The 23,557-nt window shown below is 63.9% G+C and carries 25 protein-coding genes, 1 tRNA gene and 1 other RNA gene; 14 read left to right on the top strand and 13 right to left on the bottom strand.

Annotated features, from left to right (window positions below; all coding sequences use genetic code 11):
- Positions 1-12: 12 nt before the first annotated feature.
- The 5 genes from AOP74_RS10520 to AOP74_RS10500 all read right to left on the bottom strand — a co-directional run bounded on the left by AOP74_RS10520 (position 13) and on the right by AOP74_RS10500 (position 4,769).
- Positions 13-1,251, bottom strand: coding sequence for a beta-ketoacyl-[acyl-carrier-protein] synthase family protein (locus tag AOP74_RS10520; RefSeq protein ID WP_061962320.1), 1,239 nt, complete (start codon positions 1,249-1,251; stop codon positions 13-15).
- A gap of 31 nt (positions 1,252-1,282) precedes the next feature.
- A complete protein-coding gene (locus AOP74_RS10515) occupies positions 1,283-1,528 on the bottom strand; it encodes an acyl carrier protein (protein WP_061962319.1) in 246 nt (81 codons plus the stop codon).
- Between the two features lie 84 nt (positions 1,529-1,612).
- On the bottom strand, positions 1,613-2,611 hold the full coding sequence (locus AOP74_RS10510) for a beta-ketoacyl-ACP synthase III (protein WP_061962318.1): 999 nt from the start codon (positions 2,609-2,611) through the stop codon (positions 1,613-1,615).
- Positions 2,608-3,522 carry an ACP S-malonyltransferase gene (locus AOP74_RS10505; protein WP_061962317.1) on the bottom strand — a complete coding sequence of 305 codons (915 nt, stop codon included), beginning with the start codon at positions 3,520-3,522 and terminating at the stop codon, positions 2,608-2,610. The genes AOP74_RS10510 and AOP74_RS10505 overlap by 4 nt, the downstream gene beginning before the upstream one ends.
- Positions 3,523-3,599: 77 nt before the next feature.
- Entirely contained in the window at positions 3,600-4,769 is a 1,170-nt protein-coding gene (locus AOP74_RS10500; protein WP_236683809.1) for a PucR family transcriptional regulator, read from the bottom strand.
- Positions 4,770-4,902: 133 nt separating this feature from the next.
- Between AOP74_RS10500 and AOP74_RS10495 the strand changes: the two genes are divergently transcribed.
- Positions 4,903-6,033: a hypothetical protein gene (locus AOP74_RS10495; RefSeq protein WP_061962315.1), complete on the top strand. Its 1,131-nt coding sequence runs from the start codon at positions 4,903-4,905 to the stop codon at positions 6,031-6,033.
- A 72-nt stretch (positions 6,034-6,105) separates the two neighbouring features.
- On the opposite strand, the gene aceE is transcribed toward AOP74_RS10495, so the two are convergent.
- Complete coding sequence (gene aceE, locus AOP74_RS10490; protein WP_439645066.1) at positions 6,106-8,814, bottom strand: pyruvate dehydrogenase (acetyl-transferring), homodimeric type; 2,709 nt, start codon at positions 8,812-8,814, stop codon at positions 6,106-6,108.
- A gap of 158 nt (positions 8,815-8,972) precedes the next feature.
- Between aceE and AOP74_RS10485 the strand changes: the two genes are divergently transcribed.
- Positions 8,973-9,479: a DUF3052 domain-containing protein gene (locus AOP74_RS10485; protein ID WP_082096262.1), complete on the top strand. Its 507-nt coding sequence runs from the start codon at positions 8,973-8,975 to the stop codon at positions 9,477-9,479.
- Positions 9,476-9,934, top strand: a complete 459-nt coding sequence (locus AOP74_RS10480) for a peroxiredoxin (protein WP_236683808.1) — start codon at positions 9,476-9,478, stop codon at positions 9,932-9,934. The genes AOP74_RS10485 and AOP74_RS10480 overlap by 4 nt, the downstream gene beginning before the upstream one ends.
- 34 nt (positions 9,935-9,968) lie before the next feature.
- On the opposite strand, the gene AOP74_RS10475 is transcribed toward AOP74_RS10480, so the two are convergent.
- Both AOP74_RS10475 and AOP74_RS10470 read right to left on the bottom strand, forming a co-directional pair.
- Positions 9,969-10,454, bottom strand: coding sequence for an HD domain-containing protein (locus AOP74_RS10475; RefSeq protein WP_061962312.1), 486 nt, complete (start codon positions 10,452-10,454; stop codon positions 9,969-9,971).
- Entirely contained in the window at positions 10,447-10,905 is a 459-nt protein-coding gene (locus AOP74_RS10470; protein ID WP_061962311.1) for a hypothetical protein, read from the bottom strand. Before AOP74_RS10470 ends, AOP74_RS10475 begins: the two co-directional genes overlap by 8 nt.
- A 105-nt stretch (positions 10,906-11,010) precedes the next feature.
- Between AOP74_RS10470 and AOP74_RS10465 the strand changes: the two genes are divergently transcribed.
- The 5 genes from AOP74_RS10465 (at position 11,011) to AOP74_RS10445 (ending at position 14,394) form a co-directional block, all read left to right on the top strand.
- A tRNA-Val gene (locus AOP74_RS10465) sits at positions 11,011-11,084 on the top strand.
- Positions 11,085-11,259: 175 nt separating this feature from the next.
- Entirely contained in the window at positions 11,260-12,006 is a 747-nt protein-coding gene (locus AOP74_RS10460; protein WP_152649274.1) for a potassium channel family protein, read from the top strand.
- A gap of 13 nt (positions 12,007-12,019) precedes the next feature.
- Complete coding sequence (locus tag AOP74_RS10455) at positions 12,020-12,856, top strand: Nif3-like dinuclear metal center hexameric protein (RefSeq protein ID WP_061962309.1); 837 nt, start codon at positions 12,020-12,022, stop codon at positions 12,854-12,856.
- Positions 12,857-12,877: 21 nt separating this feature from the next.
- Positions 12,878-13,615 carry a zinc ribbon domain-containing protein gene (locus AOP74_RS10450; protein ID WP_061962308.1) on the top strand — a complete coding sequence of 246 codons (738 nt, stop codon included), beginning with the start codon at positions 12,878-12,880 and terminating at the stop codon, positions 13,613-13,615.
- On the top strand, positions 13,612-14,394 hold the full coding sequence (locus tag AOP74_RS10445; RefSeq protein WP_061962307.1) for a histidine phosphatase family protein: 783 nt from the start codon (positions 13,612-13,614) through the stop codon (positions 14,392-14,394). The genes AOP74_RS10450 and AOP74_RS10445 overlap by 4 nt, the downstream gene beginning before the upstream one ends.
- Positions 14,395-14,397: 3 nt before the next feature.
- Here the strand turns inward: AOP74_RS10445 and AOP74_RS10440 are convergent, their stop codons facing one another.
- Entirely contained in the window at positions 14,398-15,150 is a 753-nt protein-coding gene (locus AOP74_RS10440; RefSeq protein ID WP_061962607.1) for a YaaA family protein, read from the bottom strand.
- Positions 15,151-15,311: 161 nt separating this feature from the next.
- Here AOP74_RS10440 and rnpB point away from each other — a divergent pair.
- From rnpB to AOP74_RS10425, 3 genes are all read left to right on the top strand, one after another.
- Positions 15,312-15,687: RNase P RNA component class A (rnpB, locus tag AOP74_RS10435), an RNA gene on the top strand.
- 116 nt (positions 15,688-15,803) lie between these two features.
- Complete coding sequence (locus AOP74_RS10430; protein ID WP_082096260.1) at positions 15,804-16,250, top strand: acyl-CoA thioesterase; 447 nt, start codon at positions 15,804-15,806, stop codon at positions 16,248-16,250.
- Between the two features lie 76 nt (positions 16,251-16,326).
- A complete protein-coding gene (locus AOP74_RS10425) occupies positions 16,327-16,650 on the top strand; it encodes a DUF2200 family protein (protein WP_061962306.1) in 324 nt (107 codons plus the stop codon).
- 56 nt (positions 16,651-16,706) lie between these two features.
- On the opposite strand, the gene AOP74_RS10420 is transcribed toward AOP74_RS10425, so the two are convergent.
- Complete coding sequence (locus AOP74_RS10420) at positions 16,707-17,561, bottom strand: formate/nitrite transporter family protein (RefSeq protein WP_061962305.1); 855 nt, start codon at positions 17,559-17,561, stop codon at positions 16,707-16,709.
- 90 nt (positions 17,562-17,651) lie between these two features.
- On the opposite strand from AOP74_RS10420, the gene AOP74_RS10415 reads away from it, so the two are divergent.
- Both AOP74_RS10415 and AOP74_RS10410 read left to right on the top strand, forming a co-directional pair.
- On the top strand, positions 17,652-18,923 hold the full coding sequence (locus tag AOP74_RS10415) for an LCP family protein (RefSeq protein ID WP_236683807.1): 1,272 nt from the start codon (positions 17,652-17,654) through the stop codon (positions 18,921-18,923).
- A 587-nt stretch (positions 18,924-19,510) separates the two neighbouring features.
- Positions 19,511-20,914, top strand: coding sequence for an O-antigen ligase family protein (locus tag AOP74_RS10410; RefSeq protein WP_160297483.1), 1,404 nt, complete (start codon positions 19,511-19,513; stop codon positions 20,912-20,914).
- On the opposite strand, the gene ppgK is transcribed toward AOP74_RS10410, so the two are convergent.
- Positions 20,911-21,738, bottom strand: a complete 828-nt coding sequence (gene ppgK, locus AOP74_RS10405) for a polyphosphate--glucose phosphotransferase (protein ID WP_061962302.1) — start codon at positions 21,736-21,738, stop codon at positions 20,911-20,913. The genes AOP74_RS10410 and ppgK overlap by 4 nt on opposite strands.
- On the bottom strand, positions 21,735-22,616 hold the full coding sequence (gene map, locus AOP74_RS10400; RefSeq protein WP_061962301.1) for a type I methionyl aminopeptidase: 882 nt from the start codon (positions 22,614-22,616) through the stop codon (positions 21,735-21,737). The genes ppgK and map overlap by 4 nt, the downstream gene beginning before the upstream one ends.
- 31 nt (positions 22,617-22,647) lie before the next feature.
- Between map and AOP74_RS10395 the strand changes: the two genes are divergently transcribed.
- Positions 22,648-22,848 (top strand): hypothetical protein, encoded by a 201-nt coding sequence (locus tag AOP74_RS10395; protein WP_061962605.1) that lies wholly within the window; start codon positions 22,648-22,650, stop codon positions 22,846-22,848.
- A gap of 13 nt (positions 22,849-22,861) precedes the next feature.
- Here the strand turns inward: AOP74_RS10395 and AOP74_RS10390 are convergent, their stop codons facing one another.
- Positions 22,862-23,536, bottom strand: a complete 675-nt coding sequence (locus AOP74_RS10390) for an SDR family NAD(P)-dependent oxidoreductase (protein WP_061962300.1) — start codon at positions 23,534-23,536, stop codon at positions 22,862-22,864.
- Positions 23,537-23,557: the final 21 nt, after the last annotated feature.

The raw sequence follows: 23,557 nt of genomic DNA, 5'->3' as shown, positions 1-23,557 counted from the left end.
GAGCGGTGATGCTTAGGCGGTGCCGAACACCAGTGCCACGTTGTGGCCGCCAAACCCAAACGAGTTGTTGATTGCGGCAAGCTGGCCGTCAGCAGGCAGCGCGCGCGGGGTGTCGCGCACGAGGTCCACTTCGAGCTCCGGGTCCGGCTCGGTCACGTTGATCGTGGGCGGTGCAGTGCGCTCCGCCAGTGCCTTGATCGTGAACACGGACTCCAGTGCGCCGGCGCCACCCAGGAGGTGACCGGTCATGGACTTCGTGGCAGACAGCAGGACGCTGTCGGCGTGAGACCCGAGGAGACCGCGGATACCGCGGGCCTCGATCATGTCGCCGACCGGTGTTGAGGTCGCGTGCGCGTTGACGTGTGAAACGTCCGTAGTGGTGATCCCAGCGCGTTCGAGTGCGAACTGCATGGCCTTGGTCTGGCCAGTGCCGTTGGGTTCAGGCGCAGCGATGTGGTGGCCGTCAGCGGTCATACCCAGGCCCAGGAGGCGGGCGTAGACGCGGGCGCCACGTGCCTTGGCGTGCTCTGCGGACTCAACGACGACAATGCCTGAGCCTTCTCCCAGCACAAAGCCGTCGCGGGAGGTGTCATAGGGGCGCGAGGCACCCTGCGGGTCGTTGTTGCGCTTTGACAGAGCAGCCATGGCGGCGAAGGCGGCGATGGGCAGCGGGTGAGTTGCGGCTTCGGTTCCACCCGCGATGACGATGTCCGCACGGCCGGACTGAATCATCTCGAATGCGGTGCCGATCGCCTCGGCGCCCGAGGCGCAGGCGGACACGGGTGCGTGGGCGCCAGCACGGGCCTTGAACTCCAGCGACACGTAGGCCGCAGGGGAGTTGGGCATGAGCATGGGCACTGACATGGGGAGGACCCGTCCAGCGCCCTTTTCCTTCATCGTGTCCCAGCCGTTCAGGAGCGTCCAGATGCCGCCGATGCCCGAGGAGACCACGGCGCCAAGGCGGTCGTGGTCTACCTCGGGGGAACCGGCGTCTGCCCAGGCCTCGCGCGCAGCAACCATCGCCATCTGGGCGGACGGGTCCATGCGGCGGGTCTCTGGGCGCGACAGCACCTCTGCAGTGGGCACGGCGAGCTGACCGGAGAAGTGGACCGGTAGGTCGTACTGCTCAACCCAGTCGTTGTCGAAGGTGCGCACGCCGCTACGGCCTGCAAGTGCGCCTTCCCAGGTGCTCGAAACATCTCCACCAAGCGGTGAAGTCGCTCCCAATCCGGTGATGACAACGTCAGTCATATGCTCTCCCGTGCGGTCGTAGGTGAAACGGTTACTTCTGGGCGCCTTCGATGAAGGTGACGGCGTCGCCGACGGTGGTCAGGTTCTTGACCTCCTCGTCGGGGATGCGCACGTCGAACTTCTCCTCAGCGAGGGTCACGATCGTCATCATCGACAGCGAGTCGATGTCGAGGTCGTCGGTGAAGGACTTGTCGAGCTCAACCTCGTTGGTGTCCAGGCCGGTCTCCTCGGCCACGATCTCGGCAAGGCCAGCGAGGATCTCGTTCTTGTCAGCCATGTTTTTCTCCTTATGCGTGGGGTGTGTGCGTCTGGCTGCGGTGCAGGCCAGACACGGTGATGAACTCTATGGGTTTTGTGGCCGCTAGGGCAGAACAACGACCTGCGCGGCGTACACCAGACCGGCACCAAAGCCGATCTGCAGTGCGAGGTCGCCTGATTTCGCATCGCCATCGCGCAAGAGGCGCTCGGTGGCGAGAGGGATCGATGCGGCGGAGGTGTTGCCGGAATCGGCAATGTCCTTGCCGATCGCGACGTGGTCCGGCAGACCAATCTGCTTGGCAAGCTGGTCGATGATGCGCACATTGGCCTGGTGAGGAATGAACGCCTGAATGTCGTCAGGCGTCACGCCAGCGGCTTCAATGGCTTCAAGAGCGACGGGTGCCATCTTGAATGACGCCCACTTGAAGACGCTCGGGCCCTCTTGGAACAGTGTTGGGAAGGCTGCGTCGCGGTTATTGCGAATCTCGTCCCACGAGGCCGTCTGGCGGATCAGCTGTGCGCCAGAGCCGTCCGAGCCCCACACAGTGGGTCCAATCCCGGCTTCGTCAGATGCGCCGACGACGGCCGCGCCTGCTCCGTCGCCCAAGAGATAGGAGATGGAGCGGTCGGCCGGATCGACCCAGTCGCTCATCTTTTCTGCACCCACGACGAGCACGTTGCGCGCGTTGCCCGAACGGACAAGGGCGTCTGCCTGGCTGATTCCGTAGCAGTAGCCGGCACACGCAGCCGAGATGTCGAATGCGGCCGCGGTGATGCCAAGGCGGTCTGCGAGAACGGGGGCGCCGCCGGGGGTGATGTGAGGATAGGTAATGGTCGACAGAATGACCGTGTCGATCTCATCGCGCGAGATTCCGGCGTTGTTGATCGCCTCGATGGCCGCGTGCTCCGACATGTCGATGACGTCGGTACCGTCTGCCGCGCGTACGCGAGTGCGGATTCCGGTCATCTTCTGGATCCACTCGTCCGAGGAGTTGATCGGCTCGATCAGTTCCTCGTTGGGCACTACCCGTTCACCGCGGAACGTGCCGAGGCCGGTGATGCGCGAAAACTCTGGTCCGCGCTTCAGGGAGATGGGGCTCACGCGTGCTCCTTCACGAGCTGCTGGGCAGCGTCCAAGTCGTCAGGGGTCTTGAGGGCGATGGCGGGGATGCCCTTCATCGAGCGCTTGGCTAGCCCGGTAAGGACGCCTCCAGGTGCGACCTCGATAATCGCCGTCACACCAAGTTCGAGCATACGTGCCTGGCACAAGTCCCAGCGCACCGGGTTGGCTACCTGACGGACGATGCGCTCCAGCGCTTGGGCTCCGGACGGCACCTCTGCGCCGTCAGCGTTAGACAGCAGGGGCGCAGTGGGATCTGCGGGGGTGAGGGCCGATGCTGCGGTTTCCAAAGCGGAGACCGCGGGAGCCATGTAGGGCGTGTGGAAGGCGCCAGCAACTTGGAGCGGGATCACGCGGGCTCGCGCGGGGCCGTCGGTGACGAGCGCCTCGATGCCCACTGCGGAGCCTGCGGCGACGATCTGGCCGCCGCCATTCACGTTGGCTGGGGTGAGCCCCAATTCTTCGAGCCGCGCGAGGACTTCCGCCTCAACTCCGCCGAGGACGGCGGCCATGGACGTCGGCTCCGCGTCTGCTGCTGCAGCCGCCATGGCATTCGCGCGGACGGTGACGAGTTTCATGGCTTCGACGTCACTGACTACGCCCGCGAGGGCGGCCGCGCCAAGCTCTCCCACCGAGTGACCGGCAAGCACGCCAGGCTTTACATCACCGAGAACTTCGCGCGCAGTTGCGATCGCCGTGGCCACGAGTAGTGGCTGGGCGATCGCAGTGTCGCGAATGGTGTCGGCATCGGATGTGGTGCCGTGCGCGATGAGGTCTTTGTCTGTGGCTTCCGACAATGCGGTGAGGGAGTCGGCGACGCGGGGAATCGTGAGCCAGGGCTCGAGCATTCCGGGAGTCTGCGCACCCTGACCGGGACAGAGAACGGCAATCATGGTTCTAGCATGGCGCACAACGACGTTGCTGAAGGTCCACTGCCTTACGGGATTCAGCGAGGAGATTTGTAGTAAACCTACAAAGTCTCGCGAGAAGTGTCCCGAAGTCTGCCGAGAGCGAATGCCATCTCCAGGACATGCGCATCGCGATGGGCTAAGACGTCCCAACCGGTCAGCTCCGCCACCTTCTTGAGGCGATATCGCACCGTGTTGGGATGGACGAACATGGTCCGCGCCGCAGTCTCGAGGGACCTGCCGCAGTCGAGGTACGTGGCGACGGTCTCGGACAGCGAGCCGCCAGCTTGCACGATGGGATCGTAGGCAATGGCGACGAGCCGTTCACGTGCTGCCGTGTCTCCGACGAGGACTCTCTCCGGAAGCAGGTCATCGGCGCCTGCTGGCCGCGGTGCCATCGACCACGCTGGCGCGGCGATGACGCCGGCAACGGCTGCGCGTGTGGAGCGAGCAACCTCGATGAGGGTGACAGCCTTGGGGCCTCGCACAATCGGGCCGGGACCAAACGTGCCCATGATGTGTTGCACGAGTTCTTCGTGCGAGTCATCCGAGCGTGCGATCACGATGAGGTCTTCGCCGTGGATGCCGACGAGCGCACCAGGGGCGGAGCGCCGAATGACTCGGCGTAGCTCGGCGCTCTGGACTTCACCGAGTGCCCCATCTGTGAGGCCCACCAACACGAGCGTGGGGCCGGGCTTCCACCCCAGAGCTGCTGCGCGCGAAGGGAGGTCGTCGTCCACTTCACCACGGACAAGCGCGTCCACAACGAGTGCCTCGAGGCGTGCGTCCCAGGCGCCGCGTGTCTCCGCGGCTCGTGCGTAGACCTCGGCCGCCGAGAAGGCGATCTCGCGAGAGAACAGCAGGATTGCTTCGCGGACCTCTTGCTCGGACCCCGGCGAAGCGAATTCGTCCGAGTGATTCTCGACGACCTCGACGACCGTACGAACGATGGACAGCGTGTGCTGAAGCGACACGGAGCGCGTCAACTCTGGCGGTGCTGCGGCGAAGACTTCCGTCGCGCTGCGGTGGGAGTGCTGGGGATCCGCGTACCAGGCGACGAAGGACGAGATACCTGCCTGCGCGACGGTTCCGACCCAGGAACGCTCTTGTGCGGGCAGATGTCTGAACCACGGGTAGTCGGCGTCGAGACGGCGCAGGGCGGCTGTGGCGAGTCGGCCGGTCGCGGCGCGCAAACGGCGCAGCGTCTCCGACCGCGCGGCGGATTGGGACATGAGAGTCAGCATAGGACCCGATTGTGTGAAGTCCACAAAGGTCGGTCGCCGTGTTTGGTGGTCAGTCGACAGTCCCGGGCGGTCGCCCGCTACTGTGGCGAGCACGTACTGACTGTCCGACCGAGGGAAGAATATGACTGCGCGTCCCCGTCCATTCATTGGGTTCTTATTGGGCACCCTGTTGGGTCTCATTGTGATGTGCCTGCTGTGGCTCACCGGAATCCTCCCGCCAGATAGGCTCCCGCTGTTCGGGATTCTTGCCGTCACCATCGCCGGCGTGAGCGCTCTGTGCATTCAGCGCGTGAGTTCCGCCAAGGGTGCCTCGATCGCGGTGGCCGTCATCGCTGCCCTGTCAGCAGGCGTTGCACTGACCGGTATTGCCGAGGAAGTTAACGGCGGGTCGCTGTCGCAGGGGTGCACGTTCGAAGTGACTACGAGTGGCGGTGAGACCACCACCCCAGGGAACACCTTTGCGGCGCTACCTCTGGACGCCGTTCCAGGTGAGACTCTGACCTGGCAGGGCACTACTGGTGATGTCCCCATGGGAGACAGTGCAAGTGCGGGGCTGGTGATCGGTGGCTGGACAATCGTGCTGTGGAACGGCACTGACATCAACACGGACGATGCGGTCGAATGGGGTGGCACACTTGCCGTCGACGACCTCCTCACAGAGTTCCAAGACGCCTCGGGCCTGGAACTGACCGGAACCTTCCACGTCTCCGGAAGCATCGCCTCCGGCGCATCCGAGTGCACCGGCCAGGGCTACGTCCGGGTCTCCCCAGACGGCGCCTTTTCGACGACGCTCCTTATCGCGCTCTGGATCGCCCTCGCGATCGTCATTATCGCGATCATCGTGGTGGCGGTGCTTGTGCGCCGCTCCTTCACCGCAGCGGCGCGGGTAGAGGGCGCGCCTGTCGGGAGCACCTCCGGACTCGCCGGGTCCGAGCCTGACAGCGTCAGCCGCGCCACGGTCCCGGACAACCGTCATGACGGTGATGCCGAGCAGGGCACAGATGTACCCGAAACGTCGACCTCGGCGCGTGACACAAGCACAGCGCACGGCCATGCGGCCGGTCCCGAGGCGCCTGCCGGAGAAACGGCAGGCAGTCCCGACGCGGACGCGCACCCAGTGCCAGCCGAGCAACAGGAGCCCGCCCAGGACTCAGAAGGCTCGCGTGAAATGAGCGACGTGGAGTCAAGCCACGACGGTCCGGATAGTGGTGAGTCTCGTTCCGGCGATGACGATGAGGGCAGGCAACAGTAGTCGCGTCACAAACAAAGCGGCCCCGCAACCATTTCGGTTGCGGGGCCGCTTTGATTCCGGTGAGGTAACGCCCTACGCGTCGCCACCAGCGTTTCCTGACGTGCCCTTGCGGACGTCGTGGAGCTCGTAACGGCTCACAGCATCGGCCGTGGTGCCAGGGGAGACCTGGCCGCGGCGCTCAAGCTGCTGAAGCACCTTGACCGCCGTCGACGGGCCGTCGATCTTGAAGTAACGACGTGCCGCTGCACGGGTGTCGGAGAAGCCGTAGCCGTCCGCGCCCAGCGTCGCGTAGTCGCCCGGGACCCAGGCGCGAATCTGATCGGGCACAAGGTGGTCGTAGTCCGTTGTCGCGACGAACGGGCCCTGCGCGTCCTGCAACTTCTGCGTGACGTAGGGGACTGGGTTCTCGCCCGGGTGCAGGAACGCCTTCTCTTCGCATGCGAGAGCTTCCCGTCGAAGCTCGTTCCAGCTTGTCACTGACCACACCGAGGCGCGGACGCCGTAGTGCGTCGCGAGCAGTTCCTGAGCTTCAAGCGCCCACGGGACAGCCACGCCGGAGGCAAGGATCTGAGCTTCAGGACCATCGCCAGCAGGAGCGTCCGCGAACTTGTAGATGCCCTTGAGGATGCCGTCGACATCAACGTTCTCCGGCTCTGCGGGCTGCTGGATGGGCTCGTTGTACACGGTGAGGTAGTACATGACGTTGGGGTCGCGTCCATCGTCGCCGTACATGCGCTGGATGCCGTCGCGCACAATGTGGCGGATCTCGTAACCGAACGCCGGGTCGTACTGCACCACTGCGGTGTTGGTACCCGCGAGCAACGGCGAGTGGCCGTCGGCGTGCTGAAGGCCTTCTCCGGTCAGGGTCGTGCGTCCAGCGGTGGCACCAATGATGAAACCACGCGTCAACTGATCGCCGGCGGCCCAGAACTGGTCTCCCGTGCGCTGGAAACCGAACATCGAGTAGAAGATGTAGAACGGCACCAGCGGCTCACCGTGGGTGGCATATGCCGTGCCCACAGCCTGGAAGGCAGCGGCCGAGCCGGCTTCGTTGATGCCGGTGTGCATGATCTGACCCGCCTCGGACTCCTTGTAGGAGAGCATGAGTTCACGGTCGACAGGGAGGTAGTTTTGGCCCTGCGTGTTGAAGATCTTTGCGGACGGGAAGATCGCGTCCAGGCCGAAGGTGCGAGCCTCATCCGGAATGATCGGCACGATGCGCTTGCCGAACTCCTTGTCGCGCACGAGGTCCTTGAACAGGCGGACGAACGCCATGGTCGTGGCGACTTCCTGCTTGCCCGAGCCCTTGGCCAGCAACTCGTACGCCTTGTCGTCCGGCAACGCGATCTGAGTCTTGGGGTCGCGACGCTCGGGAACAAATCCACCAAGCTCCTTGCGGCGGTCCAGCATGTACTGCAGCGCTGGGTCATCCGCACCTGGGTGGTAGTACGGCGGGTTGTACGGGTCTTCTTCAAGCTGCTCGTCGGTGAACGGGATGTCGAACGTGTCGCGCAGCACCTTGAGGTCCTGGGCGGCAAGCTTCTTCATCTGGTGCGTCGAGTTGCGAGCGGCGAAGTTCGAGCCCAGGCCGTAGCCCTTAATCGTCTTCGCAAGAATCACGGTGGGCTTGCCGTTGGCCTGCGTCGTCGCAGCCCGGTAGGCGGCGTACAGCTTGCGGTAGTCGTGGCCACCGCGCTTGAGTGCCCAAATCTCGTCGTCCGTCATGTCCTTGACGAGCTCTTTGGCGCGCGGGTCGCCGCCGAAGAACTGATCACGAATGAAGGCACCGGACTCGGCGCGGAACGTCTGGAAGTCTCCGTCCGGCACGGTGTTCATGAGGTTGACCAGGGCACCGTCGTCGTCGCGGCCCAGCAGCGGGTCCCAGTTGCGACCCCAGATCACCTTGATGACGTTCCATCCGGCACCGCGGAAGAAGGCCTCGAGTTCCTGGATGATCTTGCCGTTACCGCGCACAGGTCCGTCGAGGCGCTGCAAGTTGCAGTTGACGACGAACGTGAGGTTGTCGAGGCCCTGGTTTGCCGCGAGCTGGAGCATTCCGCGGCTCTCGGGCTCGTCCATTTCACCATCGCCCAGGTATGCCCAGACGTGCTGCTGCGAGGTGTCCTTGAGACCGCGAAGGTGCATGTAACGGTTGGTCCACGCCTGGTAAATGGCGGACGCTGGGCCCAGTCCCATCGACACAGTCGGGAACTCCCACACGTCCTGCATGAGGCGGGGGTGGGGGTACGACGACATTCCGCGACCCGGCCCGGACTTCTCCTGGCGGAACGAGTCGAGGTCGTCCTCAGTGAAGCGGCCCTCGACGTATCCACGTGCGTACACTCCAGGAGCTGCGTGGCCCTGGAAGTACACCTGGTCACCGCCGCCTGGGTGGTCCTTGCCGCGGAAGAAGTGGTTGAGACCCACTTCGTACAGTGTCGCCACGGAAGCGTAGGACGAGATGTGCCCGCCCACACCCTTGCCGGCCGCCTGCGCGCGCGTCACCATGACAGCCGCGTTCCAGCGGATCCAGCCGCGGTAGCGGCGCTCAATCTCTTCGTCGCCGGGGAACTCAGGCTCATCGTCAGCATGGATCGTGTTGACGTAAGGGGTGTTGAGGCTGAGCGGGACCGAGAGCTGCTTGGTCGCGGCATGCTCGACCATGCGGTCAAGGACATATTCAGCGCGCGACTCACCGCCCGCCTCGATCATTCCGTCAAGTGACTCGAGCCACTCGTCAGTCTCGCTGGGGTCCTTGTCAATATCGCCGTGTGATGCCACCGGTGACCTTCCTGTGGGGCGCATGGGGTTCAGCGCCGTGCCTTGGGGTGGGGGCGGTTGGTGCCGCTCTCGTTGCTCATTGTGTCGAGTTCTCACCAAATTGTCACGCCAGCGCGGGCGTGACGCCACGCGCGAGGGGCATCTCACATTGCCACGGCATGCGCGTGCGCTCTACTGTGGTGGAAACGTTCGTGCAGGAGTTGCGCGGAGAGTTCAACGAAGGGAGTGCCACCGCCGTGGCCACACAGGAGGGGACGAGCACCGTGGACGATGGTGTCATCGCCCGGTTCGACCTGACCAAAGGACTTGTCCTACAGGAATTCGGCTACGACGAGGACGTGGACCTCGCGTTGCGTGAGGCCATCACCGAGATCACCGGCGAGGAACTTGCCGATGAAGACTATGGACACGTCACCGACGGTGTCCTGGTGTGGTTCCGCGAAGGCGAGGACGACCTCACGGATCTATTGATGGACGTGCAGTCTCTCCTCGATGACGGTGGCACCGTCTGGCTCTTCACTCCGAAGGCAGGCAAGACCGGTCACGTACCGCCGCGCGACGTCCAGGAGTCAGCTGCAGTTGCAGGACTTCACGGCACCACGACTTTTGTGGTCGGCCAGGGCTGGTCATGCACCCGCCTCGTCGACAAGGGCTGGCAGAAGTGACCCTTTCTCGCCTCGGCGAGGTTGCCCCGGACATCGCTTTAGTGGACAACCACGGACGGCGAACGACTCTCAGCGACTATCGCGGCGCACCGCTCTTGCTGGTATTTGTGCCATTCGCGTTCTCGGATACCTGCACCAACGAGCTCATCGACTTGCGCGATGAAGCCCCGCTCGTTCCCGACAGCGACCTGACTGTTGCCGTGGTCTCGTGCGATTCCCTGTTCACGATGAAGGCTTGGGGCGACGCTCACGCATACGAAGGGCCGCTGCTGAGCGACTTCTGGCCACACGGCGAGGCCGCGCGTGCATACGGCGTCTTCAACGAAGACAAGGGGCTCGCTGGTCGTGGCAGCTTCCTGATTGACTCGGCTGGCGTGTTGCGCTGGTCCGTGCTGAGCGAGCTGGGCCAAGCCCGCGACCTCGACGAGTATCGCGCGGCTGTTCGCGCGCTTTAAGTGACAGACGTTGCGCCCTGAGCCGGCGCTCAGATCACGCCCACGGATCGCCAAACCCGAAGAATTCGCGCGCGTGGGCGTACTTCTCAGATAGCCGCTCACGGTCCTTGTCCGGTAGTTGGCTGAGGCGGTCGGGGTCGGTGTTATCCATCAGGTCAGCCTCTTTGACCATCAGCGCCCAGGGATGTGACCTCACGCGCGCGTAGTAGTCATCGGCTGGTTCCTTCTTCTCGCCGTCTTGTCGTTGTGAAATGCAGTCGACAGCGGTAACGACGTCTTCGCTGAACCCGCATGCTCGCAGGTCCTCGAGGCGGACCTTGGTGTCCTCAACCACATCGTGCAGCCACGCAACAGCCACGACGTCGTCGACGCAATCGGGGTAGAGGCGCTTGAGGTAAGTCGCAACCCGCGCTGGGTGCTGGATGTAGGGCACGCCGAGTTTGTCGAGGTCGCCCAATCCACAATGCGCCCCGGTGGCAACGTACGCGGCCGGAGAAAACGACCCAGGTGCTTCACTCACCCTCGGACAGCTCCCTCAGTGAGTAACCCGCCGGCAAAGAAATCCGAAGCCAGGACCAGAGCACGTCCGCGACCACGGCGGCAGACGCAAATTTCTCGGAGCCGTCGACGCCTTGGACTCGGCGCGCGAAACAGTGCGGACCGGGAACTCCGTTGACCTCGATGATGTACCCGTCGGGGAGGTGCATGGTCTGAGCCCACTCGCCTGCGCGACGGCGTTCGACGACGCCCCAGTCGTTCTGGTTGCTCAGGAGCCTCACTCGGCTCTCGAGAGCAGTGGCAGAACTCATCGGAATGGGTGCCCGTCCGCGGTGTCGCCATCGCACGGGGGACTCGGGCTTGACCATTGTCTCGAGCCACGTGTCGAGTTCTTTGCTGACATCGAGGCCGGGTTCCGCAAGTGGGGTCTCCACAGGTGTCCGAACCGGCGCTACTGTGATTGAGGTAGTCATGGGGTCTCCTTTCCCTCACTTTTATCATCTCTCAGGGGTCTGACATCCTGGCCGGAGGCGACGCGGATTCGCCTCAGCGCCTGTCTATAGGCCACAATGGTGCGCGGGCCCTTAGCTCAGTTGGTTAGAGCACTGCGTTTACACCGCAGGTGTCATCGGTTCGAGTCCGGTAGGGCCCACTCTTTGGACGAACGGCGTGGTTGCGGTCACTGCCACAGCCGCGCGAAGTCTCGCCGGCACACGCCTCAGGCTTGCTGTTAGCGCGGTGCGGCTCACTGATACCGACCTCAGCCTGGCTACCATGGGTGCCCAGACGTGACGAGTCGTGAGACCGCGACGGAGGGAGGGCCGCCAGTGTCCGAACCAATGGGCCGGCGCTATGACGCCTATGCCGCGCGCACCGATCGCTGGATGGCGGCCCTTGCCTTCGTCTTCTTGTTGGTGTGGTCAGGGCGCATCATCTTGTTTGAGTCTTTGCCGCAAGGTATTCGATCCATGTTGCTCACCGTGCAGGGTGTGATCTGGCTCATCTTCCTTGTCGACATCATCATCCGGACGCTGATCTCGCAGAAGTCCTGGAAGTTCCTGTGGACGCATCCGATCGATGTGATTGCCGTCCTTGTCCCTGCCGCTCGTCCGCTGAAGGTACTGTCGGCCTTCACTCAGGGAGCCGCATTCGCGTCCGCCAAGGGTCGTTTGCAGACCATGCAGGCAGTCGTGCTGTCAGTGATTCTTCTGCTGTGGATCGGTTCCGTTGCGGTCCTGTCCGCCGAGCGTGAAGTTGCAGATTCCGCGATCAACAACTTTGGCGACGCCCTGTGGTGGGCCGTCGTGACTGTCACAACGGTCGGATATGGGGACTTTTCGCCGGTGTCCGTGACCGGCCGCATTGTCGCCGTCATCATGATGCTGCTGGGTATTGCCCTTATTGGTGTTGTGACCGCCTCGGTAGCAGCGTGGTTCGTTTCCGTCACCTCAGGTGAAGGCGACGCCGCAGATGAAGCCCGCGAGGTGGGCCGCCATGAGGAGCTTCAGGAGCAGGTCCGTGACCTCGAGGCCAAGATTGATCGCCTTTTGGAGAATCAGCGGCGGGAAACCTGAGTAGCGTGGAGGCATGACCACAGTCGCGGACATCGCGGACATCCTTGAAGATCGCTTCCCTCTGGCACTTGCGGAGGATTGGGACGTGAACGGACTCACGGTCGGAGACCCCTCGGCGCAGGTGCGCCGGGTGCTCTTTGCCGTGGACCCGACGCTCGCCGTCGTGCAGGAGGCGATCGACATCGACGCCGACCTCATCGTCACGCACCACCCGCTGCTCTTGCGGGGCGCGACCCAGTTGCCGGTGACCACGTCAAAGGGTGCAGTCGTGCATCAACTGATTGCGCACGGCATCGGACTATATAACGCCCACACGAACGCGGATGCCGCGACCGATGGCGTCTCAGAGGCCCTCGCCAGCGCTGTAGGCGTCGCGATGTCCACGCCCCTCATTCCACGCCCCGATGACACGTCCCAGGGAACCGGCCGCATCGGCCCTCTCGCAGGTCCCCTCACGCTCGGCGAGTTTGCCCAGCATGTGGCAAGCGTCCTCCCAGCATCGGCGCACGGAGTGCGGGTCGCCGGGGAGCTCGACGCGATCGTGACGACCATCGCGGTGTGTGGCGGCTCGGGCGACTCGTACCTGGCGGATGCGCGCGCAGCGGGCGCCGATGTCTACCTCACCGCCGATCTTCGCCACCACCCGGCATCGGACTTCCGTGAGCTCGCGGATCTTGGTGATGGTCGGCCATTCCTTGTCGACGTGGCACACTCAGCATCCGAGTGGGCGTGGCTCACCTCGACGGCGGAGCATGTTGCGGATGCGGCCGGTGTCGACACCACCGTTTCAACTCTCAACACTGACCCGTGGACCGCGCATTTCCCCTCGCCGTCCACCCCCAACACGTAACACCAAGAAGGAGACACCCCTGTGGCTACAGCCCCCGTCGCCGACCAGCAGCAACTGCTTAAGGTTCAAGATGCCGACCTGCGACTCAAGCAAGCGCGGCACCGCCTCGAGACTCTGCCGCAGATCGCGCACATCGCTGAGCTCGCAGGGCGTGCAAAAGACCTCCAAGAGGATGCCATCGCTCGCGGGGCTGAGGTCTCGGACCTGCGGCGCGACGTAACCAAGGCTGAGGACGACGTGCAGTCGGTGCGCTCCCGTGCGGACCGCGATACCGCGCGCCTTGAGTCAGGAAGCGGATCTGCGAAGGACTTGCAGGCGCTCCAGGCGGAACTCGAAGTGCTCAAGAAGCGCCAGGGTGATCTCGAAGACATCGAACTCGAAGCGATGGAGCGTCTTGAGTCTGCGGAGAAGCTTCACGCAGAAGCATCCTCGCAGCGCGACGCGATCGACTCCCAGATCGCTGAGCTTGAAGCCGAGCGCGACCGCGCCGCTGCTGAGATTCACGAAGAAATCGCCGACATCGAGGCCGAGCGCGTCCGCCTGGCAGAGCCGCTCGACTCCGCGCTGATGTCGCTGTACGAGCGCATTCGCGGAAACAACGGTGGCGTGGGCGCAGCGGCGCTACGTGGACCCACGTGCCTTGGCTGCAACATGACGCTCAACCCTGGGGATCTTCAGGCCGTCAACACTGCCGCGCCAGAGCAGATTGTGCGCTGCGAAGACTGCGGCAGCATCCTCGTGCGCAAGGCGGACGCATGACGTCCGAGCACGTCGCTTCAACGGGGCCGGAGTACGACGACTCGGCCAAGCCCACACGAGCCCCCAGTCGCTCGCCGTTCGCAGCGGACTCTGATGCGCTGATCAGCCCGCTGACGATGGTCCTCGTCCGTCACGGCGTGACCGACATGACGTTGGTGCACGCACTTTCTGGCTCTGGTGAAGTGGGCCCTTCGCTCAACACCCAAGGCAAAATCCAGGTGGCCAAGGCCGCGGATGCCCTCTACCGCATCGGCCGGCGTACTTGGGAGAATCTTGCACACGTGAGCCGCGTCTTCGCGTCGCCGATGACCCGCACCCAGGAGACCGGGGGAGCGCTGGGGCGCCGAGTCGGAGCCAATGTCGAGACTGACGACCGTGTGCGGGAGATCCACTTTGGTGAGTGGGAAGGCCTCACAGGAGATGCCGTCGCTGAGCAGTTTGGCGACGCCATTCACCGCTGGCGGCACGCGGAGATCGCGGCGCCCGGCGGAGAGTCAATCCCCGAGGTCGGGGCGCGCATGGACGACTTCCTCCGTGACGTTGCCCGGCAGCACGCCGCTTTGGCAGCGCAGGGTAAGGACGAACCGCGCACCTGGGCTGCTGCCTCGCACGCCGTGGCAATCAAGTCCGCCGTAGGCGTATCACTCGGAATGGAACCGCGCACGTGGGGAGCTATCTGGCCCCAGCCCGCGTCGCTCACCATCCTGCGCCTGCACGTGGACCGCGATGGCGACATCGTCGAGCGTCACGTTCTGTGCGTGGGGGCGCCCACGAGCTAAGGCTTACCCCTGCAACACGATCGTGAGTTCGTTGCCGGCGACCGAGACCTCGATGACGTGCTCGAGCCCACGAGCAATGTCCGCGACCTCGTCGGCCGTATCCGGCACCGTCTCGACCTCCGTGAGTGCGCCTGCGAGAAGCCCCCGCGTGTGCTTGGCCATGTGGCTAACTACTGAGCGCTTCCCGTTCAACTCGCGCTCGACGCGGACTGACAGTGACGGTGTGTGCGATGGTCGCCACGCTGCCACGTAGCTGCTTGAACGGCAGTCGACGATGAGGCGTCCGTCTGCCAGGTGGGACAACTCTGTGGCCAGGTGCTTGCGCCAGTAGCTCGCCAGCGGACCGATGCGTCCCAGCGACGTCGACATCGACAGCCGATACGCCGGGATGTGATCGGCGGGGGAGACCGCTCCCCACAGCGCCGAGACGATACGGATGCGTTCCGCGGCGCGCTCCTGAGTGGCTGTGTCCCACGAACCCATACCCGCAGCGTCGTAGAGCACGCCCGTGTACACCTGAGAGGCGGGCGCGCTGGGGTTGTCCCACAGGGTCACATTGCGCTCGACCTCCGCGGCCAAACTCGGGCCCACATCGAGCACGTCGAACGCATTGCGTTGCCCAGAGACCTTCACGAGCGCGTCACCCACACGCTTGCGCGCTTTTGCGAGGCCTGGATGACTGAGAGCGTCGAGATCGACGGGCGCTCCAGCGAGGGGCGCAGTTTTTCCTTCGGACGGCGGAAGCAGAATCAGCACGCCACTAGCGTACGGGCGGGCACCGCCGCCCCGTTTCCCCTGGCCGTACATACTCGGCGGGGTTTGGCGTGTCCCACGCTCCTGGCCGTAGATCGTCGGTGACCACGGCATCGGGCCGATGCCTGGGAAACCAGGTGCGACGGGTATCCTTGGGGCGCGGATGAGTTGGCTAGGCGGCCGCGTGACTCGCAAGAGTCCCGAGGAACGTCCGGGCTCCGTAGGGCAGGGTGATGGTTAACGGCCACCCGGGGTGACCCGCGGGAAAGTGCCACAGAAAGTAAACCGCCTCCGGCGCGAGCCGGGGGTAAGGGTGAAAGGGTGAGGTAAGAGCTCACCGCGCGACTGGTGACAGGAGCGGCACGGTAAACCCCACCCGGAGCAAGGCCAGACAGGATGCGTTTGAGGGCTGCCCGCCCAAGCATCTGGGTAGGCTGCTTGAGCCCTGGAGTAATTCAGGGCCTAGATGGATGGTCGCCCGGCACGCACGCGGTAACGCAGCGTGCCCGACAAGACCCGGCGTATCGGCCAACTCATCCGCTTTGCCTTTCCTTGCCCCGGGAGAAACAGGCCTGAAACGGGAGCGGGCGTACGGTGGAGTCAGTGGCCCAGCGTGGTGCTGTTTATTCGCCCACGTCGCCACCCCGGAGGACACCATGCACAGCCAGCCAGAAGCCGTCACAACCCAGCCCGTCCAGGAGCGGATCACGTTCCGCTCACGCCGTTGGGTGCGTCCTGAGGACCTTAACGCCCACGGCTCGCTGTTTGGAGGAAGCCTCCTCAGGTGGGTTGACGAAGAAGCGGCGATTCACGCCATCCTTCAGCTCGGCAACCGGCGTGCTGTCACGAAGTACATCTCTGAGATCGATTTCGTGTCGACTGCACGCCAAGGAGACATGATTGAGATGGGGATCTCCGTTGTGAAGTTTGGACGCACATCGATCACGTTGCGTGCCGAAGTGCGCAACATGATCACGCGCAGCCCGATTCTGAGCATCGACAGTTTGGTGTTCGTCAGTGTGGATGGCGAAGGCCGACCAGTACCGCACGGACTGACGACGCCGATCGACACCGACGCCGAGGGTGGCCTCACGCCCGCCTAGCTGCGCCTACGCCGAGCCCCGGCGCTCGAGCGTCACGGGGGGATAGGGTGGCGAGATTAGCCGCTCCTTCTCTACCATGACGTTTTCGTTGGCGTACCCGATGTATGTACAGAAGGTCGAGCGCAAGGGCCGCACTCAGGATGAAGTCGACCAGGTAATCACCCGGCTGACGGGCTTCGACAAGAGGCAGATAGACGTATTCGCGAACGACGAGTCGACCTTTCCTGAGTTCTTTGACCAGGCAGAGCTGAATCCCCACGCAGATCTCGTCGCAGGTGTGATCCGTGGCGTGCGGGTAGAGGAGATCGAAGGCCCCCTGATACAGAAGGCGCGTTCTCTCGACAAGTTGGTCGACCAGGTGGCCAAGGGCAAAGCCATGGAGAGGATTCTGCGTTCCTGAGCGGCGCCCTTGCAGACGCTCGACTCGAGAGATGGGGGTTTGCCTGAGCCTCGGCCCTAGCGGTGCCCGCGGCGCGCTTGCCTATCCAGGTGCTTCTGCGCGTCGTTTGCATACGCGTAGTAGATGCCGATCAAGAGCCCGCCACCGATGAAGTTACCGGCGAGGACGATCGCAAGGTTTCCGAGTGCGAGCCCGATGTCGATGCCGTCCTGGAAGCCGACGATTGTGAACACCACGGTGTTCGCGACCGAGTGCTCGAAGCCGATGAACGCGAAGATGAACACAGCCACGATCATGACCAGGGCCTTCACAAAGTCCTCCTTGATGGTGCCGTTGTAGACCAGCAGCATCGCGAGGTTGATCATGAAGTTGCAGAGGATCGCGCGGATGAACAGGTCAGTCCAGCCCGTAACGCCCTCCGTGAGATACGACAGCTTGTGGTCCGATGCTGCAACGAGTTGGTCACCCACCGCGCCATCGGCGAGGGTAGAGCCCCAAACCAGGAGGGCCACGGCCAGCCCTCCAAGGAAGTTGCCCAAGTAGCACAGCGAGAGAATCCGCAGCGACTTCAGCACCGTGATGCGCTTGTAGTAGCGGCCGATCGAGACGATCATCATGTTCGACGTCAGCAGCTCGGACTTCGAGAAGTAGATGAACACCAGAGCGAACCCAAAGACCAGCGAGCCGAAAATGGTGCCAAGCGCCGAGAAGTTCCCACCGCCGATCTCAGTGAAAACTGCGAGAACGGCAAAGTCAGCCAAGTACAGAATGCCGATGATGACGCCAGCCATGGCAGCGCGCATGAGGTAGACCCGCGCAAGAGCGCCGCTCATCGCCGTTTTGCTCTCAAGCGCGTCAAGCACCGTGGAAATGAACTGCTTGCCGGGGAAGAGCTGGCTGGTGTCCGTCATAGGGATGAGCCTGGCATACCCCTGCGCCACGTGGCGTGACCTAGGTGCCGCCTCCGCGAGATTGCGGTGCCACCGGGATACTCTCAGGACGTGAGCAACCAGGATTCCGGCCAGTCCTCCGAGCGCGACGCGCCCCGTAGCGCGAATCGCCCCAAGCCGCCATCCGTGCCACCTAAGCCCAAACGAGTATCGACGCGCATTCCCGTGACTCCGGCCAATCCGCAGGATGAACCCGTGGCCCCGACCCGCGCCATGCCGCCCCAGGCCGCATCTACTCCGCCTATGGCGTCGACACCTCCTCGGCGCACGACGCCGCCGCCGTCCTACCCGCCACGCCAGCAGGCGCAGGCAGCCGGGAGCCAAACGGCCAACCCCGAACCCACCTATCAGCAGCAGGCGCCGGTTGCGGCACCCCCCGTGCGAAAGCGCAAGAAGCACCGCTGCTGCACGGCCGCGCTCATCATTTTGCTCATTCTGGCCGTCATCTTTGGCGGGCTGCTGTTTTGGGTTCAGGGCCAGATTCAGACCGTCGATGCGCTGTCCGGTGAGCCTGACACCCCGGGTAGCACGACGTTGATTGTGGGCTCGGACTCGCGCGAAGGGTGGGAAGGCGACGATGGCACCGAGGGCGCCCGCACCGACACGATCATGGTGATGCATGCCCCAGAGAGCGGCCCGGTCTCCCTGATCTCCATCCCGCGCGACTCGTATGTTGCGATCCCCGGGTACGGAAGCAACAAGATCAACGCCGCATTCTCCTTTGGCGGGCCACAGCTGCTCGTCGAGACTGTCGAAGACCTCACCGGCATGACCATCGACACGTACATGGAAGTCGGCTTCACCGGTGTCGAAGAAATCGTGGACGCACTTGGTGGCGTGGAATTGTGCCTCGACTACGACGTCGACGATGAGAAGAGCGGACTCGTCTGGGAGGCCGGCTGCCACGTCGTCGACGGTGAAACCGCGCTGGCGTTCTCACGGATGCGCTACTCCGACCCTCTTGGCGACATCGGCCGCGCCGAGCGCCAGCGACAGGTCGTAGGAGCGGTCGCGGAAGGCATCTTGAGCCCGGCCACCCTTCTCAACCCCACGAAGTTGTTGCCTGTCACGTCGGCCACTCTTGATGCTTTCCGAGTCTCCGAGGGCACCGGGGTCTTTGACCTGATGGGCGTGGCGCTCGACATGCGGGGCGCGCTTGGCGGCAATGCCGTGACTGGAACGCCGCCGATCACCTCGCTGGGCTACAGCGTTGATGGCGTTGGCTCGACGGTGCTGCTGACCGAAGAGGAACTCCCGCAGTTCTGGGATGACGTCGAGAACGGCAACTTTGAAGCCGGCGAAGAGGTCGGTGGCGTCGAGTAGCTCGGCCCCATAACTTGGGGAGGGCCGATGCCGTCGTAACCCTGGGATCGGCCCGCACCTTGTCATTGGGTCCCACCCTGGTGGCTGTGCTTGCCTACGTGAGCATGCTGAAGCAGGCAGATGGAGCCATGTGTGGCGGGGGAGAAGGCTCGAGAAATGAGACGACCCCGACGTCGCAAGGGGGGCTAGCGACGCCGGGGCCGGATGCCATCGAGCGCGTCACAGACCTTGCGGTCCGGAGCGCAATCACGCATCTCGATAATCATGCCACGACTTGGGCGCCGCTGTCACACTTTGATGGACAAACTGCCTTAAAAGGGCTGTTACCCCTGGAATGACGGCATCGAAACGGTTTTCTTCGTGACCGACTGAGCTCTCGCGCTACGCGGCCACCACGACGGATCACGCGCTGCGCCGCCACGCCCGGGCACTGTGCGCAGTGGCGCACGTTTGCCATCCTCGCCTACACTCGATATCGGTTGTGCCGGTGAACATCGCATGAACACCGGCCCAGGGGGGCCACATGCGCTCCTTCACGCCACCCCAAGTACCCGTGACGTCGAGAGAAGATTGCGATCACTATGACCATGGCCACCATTGGCAGCCGGCTTCATGCCTGGCTGTCCTCTCGCGCGGGTCGCGAGGCGCTGGTGGTGTTGGCTGTGGTTCTGATGATGTCGGGCCAGGGATTCCGTTACATGCTCGGCATCCCGGGGTATGCGCTGTTGTGCGTCCTCACCGTGGCCGGCTACTGGATCGCGTTCCGCGGACAGTTGTGGCGGGCTAGATTCCCGCTCATCATTGTCGCTTTTGTGGGCCTGGGCGCGCTATCGATCATCTGGTCCGCGACGCCGGGCGTTACCGCGCTCGCCGTGGGGGTCACAGTGATGACCACCGTGCTGGCGGCCGTGTCGGTGCAAGGCGTCGGTGGCAAGCGGTTCCTCGACCTTCTCTATCGGGGCCTTCAGTGGTGCCTGCTGCTCGGAATTGGCTTTGAGGTCTTCGTCACCCTGGTCGTGCAGGACGAGCTCATGCCGGTGGCCGGCGACTTCTCGGATGTCACGGGCCTCGACGACGCAACCTCGCCGTTCGTGTGGTCCGAGAACGCACTGATTGACGGCGGTCCCATCCAGGGCTTTGTGGGCAACCGCAATCCGTTTGGCATGATCGCGCTGCTCGTGGGAATTCTCGCCGTGATCTTGCGCCTTGAGCGGCGCATCAGCGCGCGCAATGGCTGGATCACGCTGATGACCGCCATTGGCGTGCACCTGCTGACGCAGTCTGCGACCGTCACGGTTGTCGCGGCCGTCGTGATCGTGCTCGCTGTCTTCGGAGTGGTTATTCGTGCCGCAGACCCACCGGGCAAGCGGATCATCTCCGTCAGTTTTATCGGCATGCTCGTGGCCGTCGGCGCCTTTGCGCTGAGCCAGATTGACTCGTTGCTCGAGATGCTTGAGCGCGACCCCGACCTCACCAACCGCACAGGGATCTGGGAACGCGTTGTCGACATTGCCCAACTCCGTCCCGAAGGTTGGGGCTTCGTGGGCGTGTGGCCTATCTGGGCAGAGCCGTATTCAGCTGTGGTCGGAGAGACCACTGTGCGCGCCACGCACGCCCACAACGTCTACCTGGACGCATGGCTCCAGCTCGGCCTGATGGGGCTTGCGCTCATCATTGCCATCGTCGTCCTCATGGCAGCGCGCGCATGGCGTGCTGTTGAGTACGGACGCCAGCAGGACACGTGGCTGCCGCTGGGATGGTTCCTGCTCATCGGCGCGCTGGCCGCTCAGGGCCTCGCCGAGTCCAAGATGCTGGTTGAAGGTGGCTGGTTCATCCTCGTGGCGTTGGCGTGCATTGTGCCGCGCATGCGTGCGATCACACTCGCGCCTCCGCACCGAGCGCGCACAGGATCCGAGTGGTTCCCGCGCTACGTGGCACGACGCACGGTCATTCCTCAAGAACTCACCGGCGAGCAAGGCGCGGAGCACTAGCCCTTCGACGCCGCCTTCTTCGCCTTCTTCTCGGCAACCTTGGCCGCATCCTTCGCGCGCTTTTCCTCGCGCTTGACGGCCGCAGCGGCCCACGACGCGGCGCCCACAATTCCGGCACCGTTGCGAAGCTCAGCAGGGATGATGGGAGCCCGCAGGGTGAGGTGCGGCAGGAACATGTGGTGCGACTTAGACACGCCACCACCCACGATGATCAGGTCAGGCCACAGCAGCTTCTCCATCTCGGAATAGAAGCGCTGGAGGTTTTTGATCCAACCGTCCCAGTCGAGGTCGAGGCGGTCTCGGGCAGACTCTGCTGCCCAATGTTCAGCGATCTCGCCGTCGATGATGGTGTGTCCGAACTCGGTATTGGGGACCAGTTCACCGTCCGCGATCAAAGCAGATCCGATTCCGGTGCCGAGCGTGGTCATCAGGACCACCCCGTCGCGCCCATTCGCGGCGCCGTGGCGGTGTTCTCCGAATCCGGCGGCGTCTGCGTCGTTCATCACGTACACGTCGTGGCCGGCGTAGTCGCGGATGAGCTCGCGCAGGTTGACGCCAATCCACGCGTCGTCGAGGTTCGCGGCCGTCTTGACCACTCCCTGTTGAATAACGCCGGGGAAAGCCACGCCCACGGGCGTCTTCCGCGATGGTTCAAAGCGCGTGATGCACTTCGCCACGGTGCGGGCGATCGAGTCAGGAGTGGAAGGGTCAGGCGTCGGAATCCGGTAGCGCTCCTCGACAAACTTGCCGGTCTTGAGCTTGACGGGAGCAGCCTTGATCCCAGTGCCGCCAATGTCTACGCCGATTGCAATGTTCTTACTCATGGCAGTGTCAGGACCTCCGCGCCCTCGTCGGTAATGACCATGGTGTGTTCAAACTGTGCCACCCAGGAGCCGTCATCGGTGGCGACGGTCCAGCCGTCATCCCACTCGTGGCTGGCCTCTGAACCCATACACAGCATCGGCTCGATGGTAAAGACCATCCCGGGCTCGATGATGTCGTCGTGCATAGGTGCGGCGTCGTAGTGGGGGACGACGAGGCCGGTGTGGAAGGCCGGGCCAACGCCGTGGCCGGTGTAGTTGCGCACCGACTCGTAGCCAAAGCGTGCGGCGTACTTTTCGATCACACGTCCGATGACGTTGACCTCGCGCCCAGGCTTGGCTGCCTTAATGCCGCGGGTCATCGCTTCGTGCGTGACCTCAACAAGTTGGCGGGCCTCGTCGGAGCCTTCGCCTGCGATGAAAGACCCACAGTTGTCGCCGTGGACGCCGTTCTTGAAGGCGGTGATGTCCACTTTCACGATGTCGCCTTCCTCGACGACCGTCGAGTCCGGGATTCCGTGACAGATGATCTCGTTGACGGACGTACACAAGGCCTTGGGGAATGGGGGTCGTCCTGCGGCGCCTGGGTATCCGAGCGTCGACGGATACGCGCCGTGGTCCAGGACGTATTCGTGGCCAACCCGGTCAAGTTCATCGGTGGTGACACCTGGTGCCACATGGCGGCCGACCTCGGCCAGTGCGCCCGCAGCGATCTTGGCGCTGATCCGGATCTTCTCAATCGTCTCGGCATCGTGAACGTCACCGCCTTGCCAGGTCGCGGCGACCTTGCGCCCTACGTATTCAGGACGAGCAATGGAGGAGGGCACATCGCGCCGCGCAGACACGGTGCCCTTGGTGATCTTGTCGCGCACAGGGCTCATGCCTGGCAGTCTATTGGGGGAGGCGATGCACATGTCCAACCAGGACGACGGAAAGTCGCAGTTCTACTTCAATACGAGCACGGGCGAGGTCGAGGAAGGCCCGCAGAGCTCGTGGGAAAACCGCATGGGGCCATACGCCACGCGCGCAGAAGCGGCCCGGGCTTTGGAGACCGCGAAGAAACGCACTGAAGCGTGGGAGGAGGCCGACGAGGACTGGCGCAAGGGGTCCTGAGCCCAGTCCGAGGCTATTCGCGCCCGTCTTCAAGCGGGATGAGCATGGTCCGGAAGTCGCCATCGGTGCTGTGGAGGTTCCAGATCGTGTCAGCGACATCGTTGATGCCGCCAGGCAGCTGCAGTTTGGGGATTGCGCCGGGAATGACGAGCTGGCGTACGCGCACAGCCTCGTCGGCAAGTGCCTCGTGGAGCATCTCGCCGTATGCACTCTCGGCGGGAAAGGCCACGGAGGTCGCGGAGAATCCTGCGCGGGCCTTCACGGAGGTGCCACCGTTGATGAGGATGATGCTTCCCTCGTTGGCCTCGCGCATGGCGGGAAGCACCGCACGGACCGCAGAAATAAGCCCCAACGCGGAGAACTGGAGCGCCTCGCTCGCGAGCTCAGGGGTCAGGTCTAAGACCGGCTTCAAATAGGTCCGCGCTGGGAGCGGGCTGTACTGCAGCGATGTGATGGGGCCGAGTTCACGAGCAGCGCTGTCCAACGCTGCCTCTAGCGCAGCGGCGTCGAGGACGTTGGCCGCGAATCCGCGCGCAGTGACCCCGTCTTTGGACAGTTCGGTTGCGAGCGCGTCGAGTTTGGCCTGATCGCGTGAGATGAGCGCAATGGAAAAGCCTTCGCGACCGAAACGGCGAGCAACGGCTGCGCCCAGACCTGGTCCGGCTCCAATGATGGCGAGCGTGGGCATGGCTGTCCTTTGGTAGAAGCG

Source organism: Demequina flava, from assembly GCF_000975035.1.
In the GTDB taxonomy this organism is placed as follows: Bacteria; Actinomycetota; Actinomycetes; order Actinomycetales; family Demequinaceae; genus Demequina; species Demequina flava.
This window is presented reverse-complemented; position numbering and strand designations above follow the sequence as displayed.

Coding starts and splice junctions, on each gene's coding strand:
- AOP74_RS10505 (WP_061962317.1), bottom strand. CDS start 3,522: ATGATTGCCGTTCTCTGTCCCGGTCAGGGTGCGCAGACTCCCGGAATG.
- AOP74_RS10390 (WP_061962300.1), bottom strand. CDS start 23,536: ATGCCCACGCTCGCCATCATTGGAGCCGGACCAGGTCTGGGCGCAGCC.
- AOP74_RS10495 (WP_061962315.1), top strand. CDS start 4,903: ATGACTGCGCGTCCCCGTCCATTCATTGGGTTCTTATTGGGCACCCTG.
- AOP74_RS10430 (WP_082096260.1), top strand. CDS start 15,804: ATGCACAGCCAGCCAGAAGCCGTCACAACCCAGCCCGTCCAGGAGCGG.
- AOP74_RS10500 (WP_236683809.1), bottom strand. CDS start 4,769: ATGTCCCAATCCGCCGCGCGGTCGGAGACGCTGCGCCGTTTGCGCGCC.
- AOP74_RS10425 (WP_061962306.1), top strand. CDS start 16,327: ATGACGTTTTCGTTGGCGTACCCGATGTATGTACAGAAGGTCGAGCGC.
- AOP74_RS10410 (WP_160297483.1), top strand. CDS start 19,511: ATGGCCACCATTGGCAGCCGGCTTCATGCCTGGCTGTCCTCTCGCGCG.
- AOP74_RS10470 (WP_061962311.1), bottom strand. CDS start 10,905: ATGACTACCTCAATCACAGTAGCGCCGGTTCGGACACCTGTGGAGACC.
- ppgK (WP_061962302.1), bottom strand. CDS start 21,738: ATGAGTAAGAACATTGCAATCGGCGTAGACATTGGCGGCACTGGGATC.
- AOP74_RS10485 (WP_082096262.1), top strand. CDS start 8,973: ATGCGCGTGCGCTCTACTGTGGTGGAAACGTTCGTGCAGGAGTTGCGC.
- AOP74_RS10455 (WP_061962309.1), top strand. CDS start 12,020: ATGACCACAGTCGCGGACATCGCGGACATCCTTGAAGATCGCTTCCCT.
- map (WP_061962301.1), bottom strand. CDS start 22,616: ATGAGCCCTGTGCGCGACAAGATCACCAAGGGCACCGTGTCTGCGCGG.
- AOP74_RS10445 (WP_061962307.1), top strand. CDS start 13,612: ATGACGTCCGAGCACGTCGCTTCAACGGGGCCGGAGTACGACGACTCG.
- AOP74_RS10520 (WP_061962320.1), bottom strand. CDS start 1,251: ATGACTGACGTTGTCATCACCGGATTGGGAGCGACTTCACCGCTTGGT.
- AOP74_RS10420 (WP_061962305.1), bottom strand. CDS start 17,561: ATGACGGACACCAGCCAGCTCTTCCCCGGCAAGCAGTTCATTTCCACG.
- AOP74_RS10515 (WP_061962319.1), bottom strand. CDS start 1,528: ATGGCTGACAAGAACGAGATCCTCGCTGGCCTTGCCGAGATCGTGGCC.
- AOP74_RS10395 (WP_061962605.1), top strand. CDS start 22,648: ATGTCCAACCAGGACGACGGAAAGTCGCAGTTCTACTTCAATACGAGC.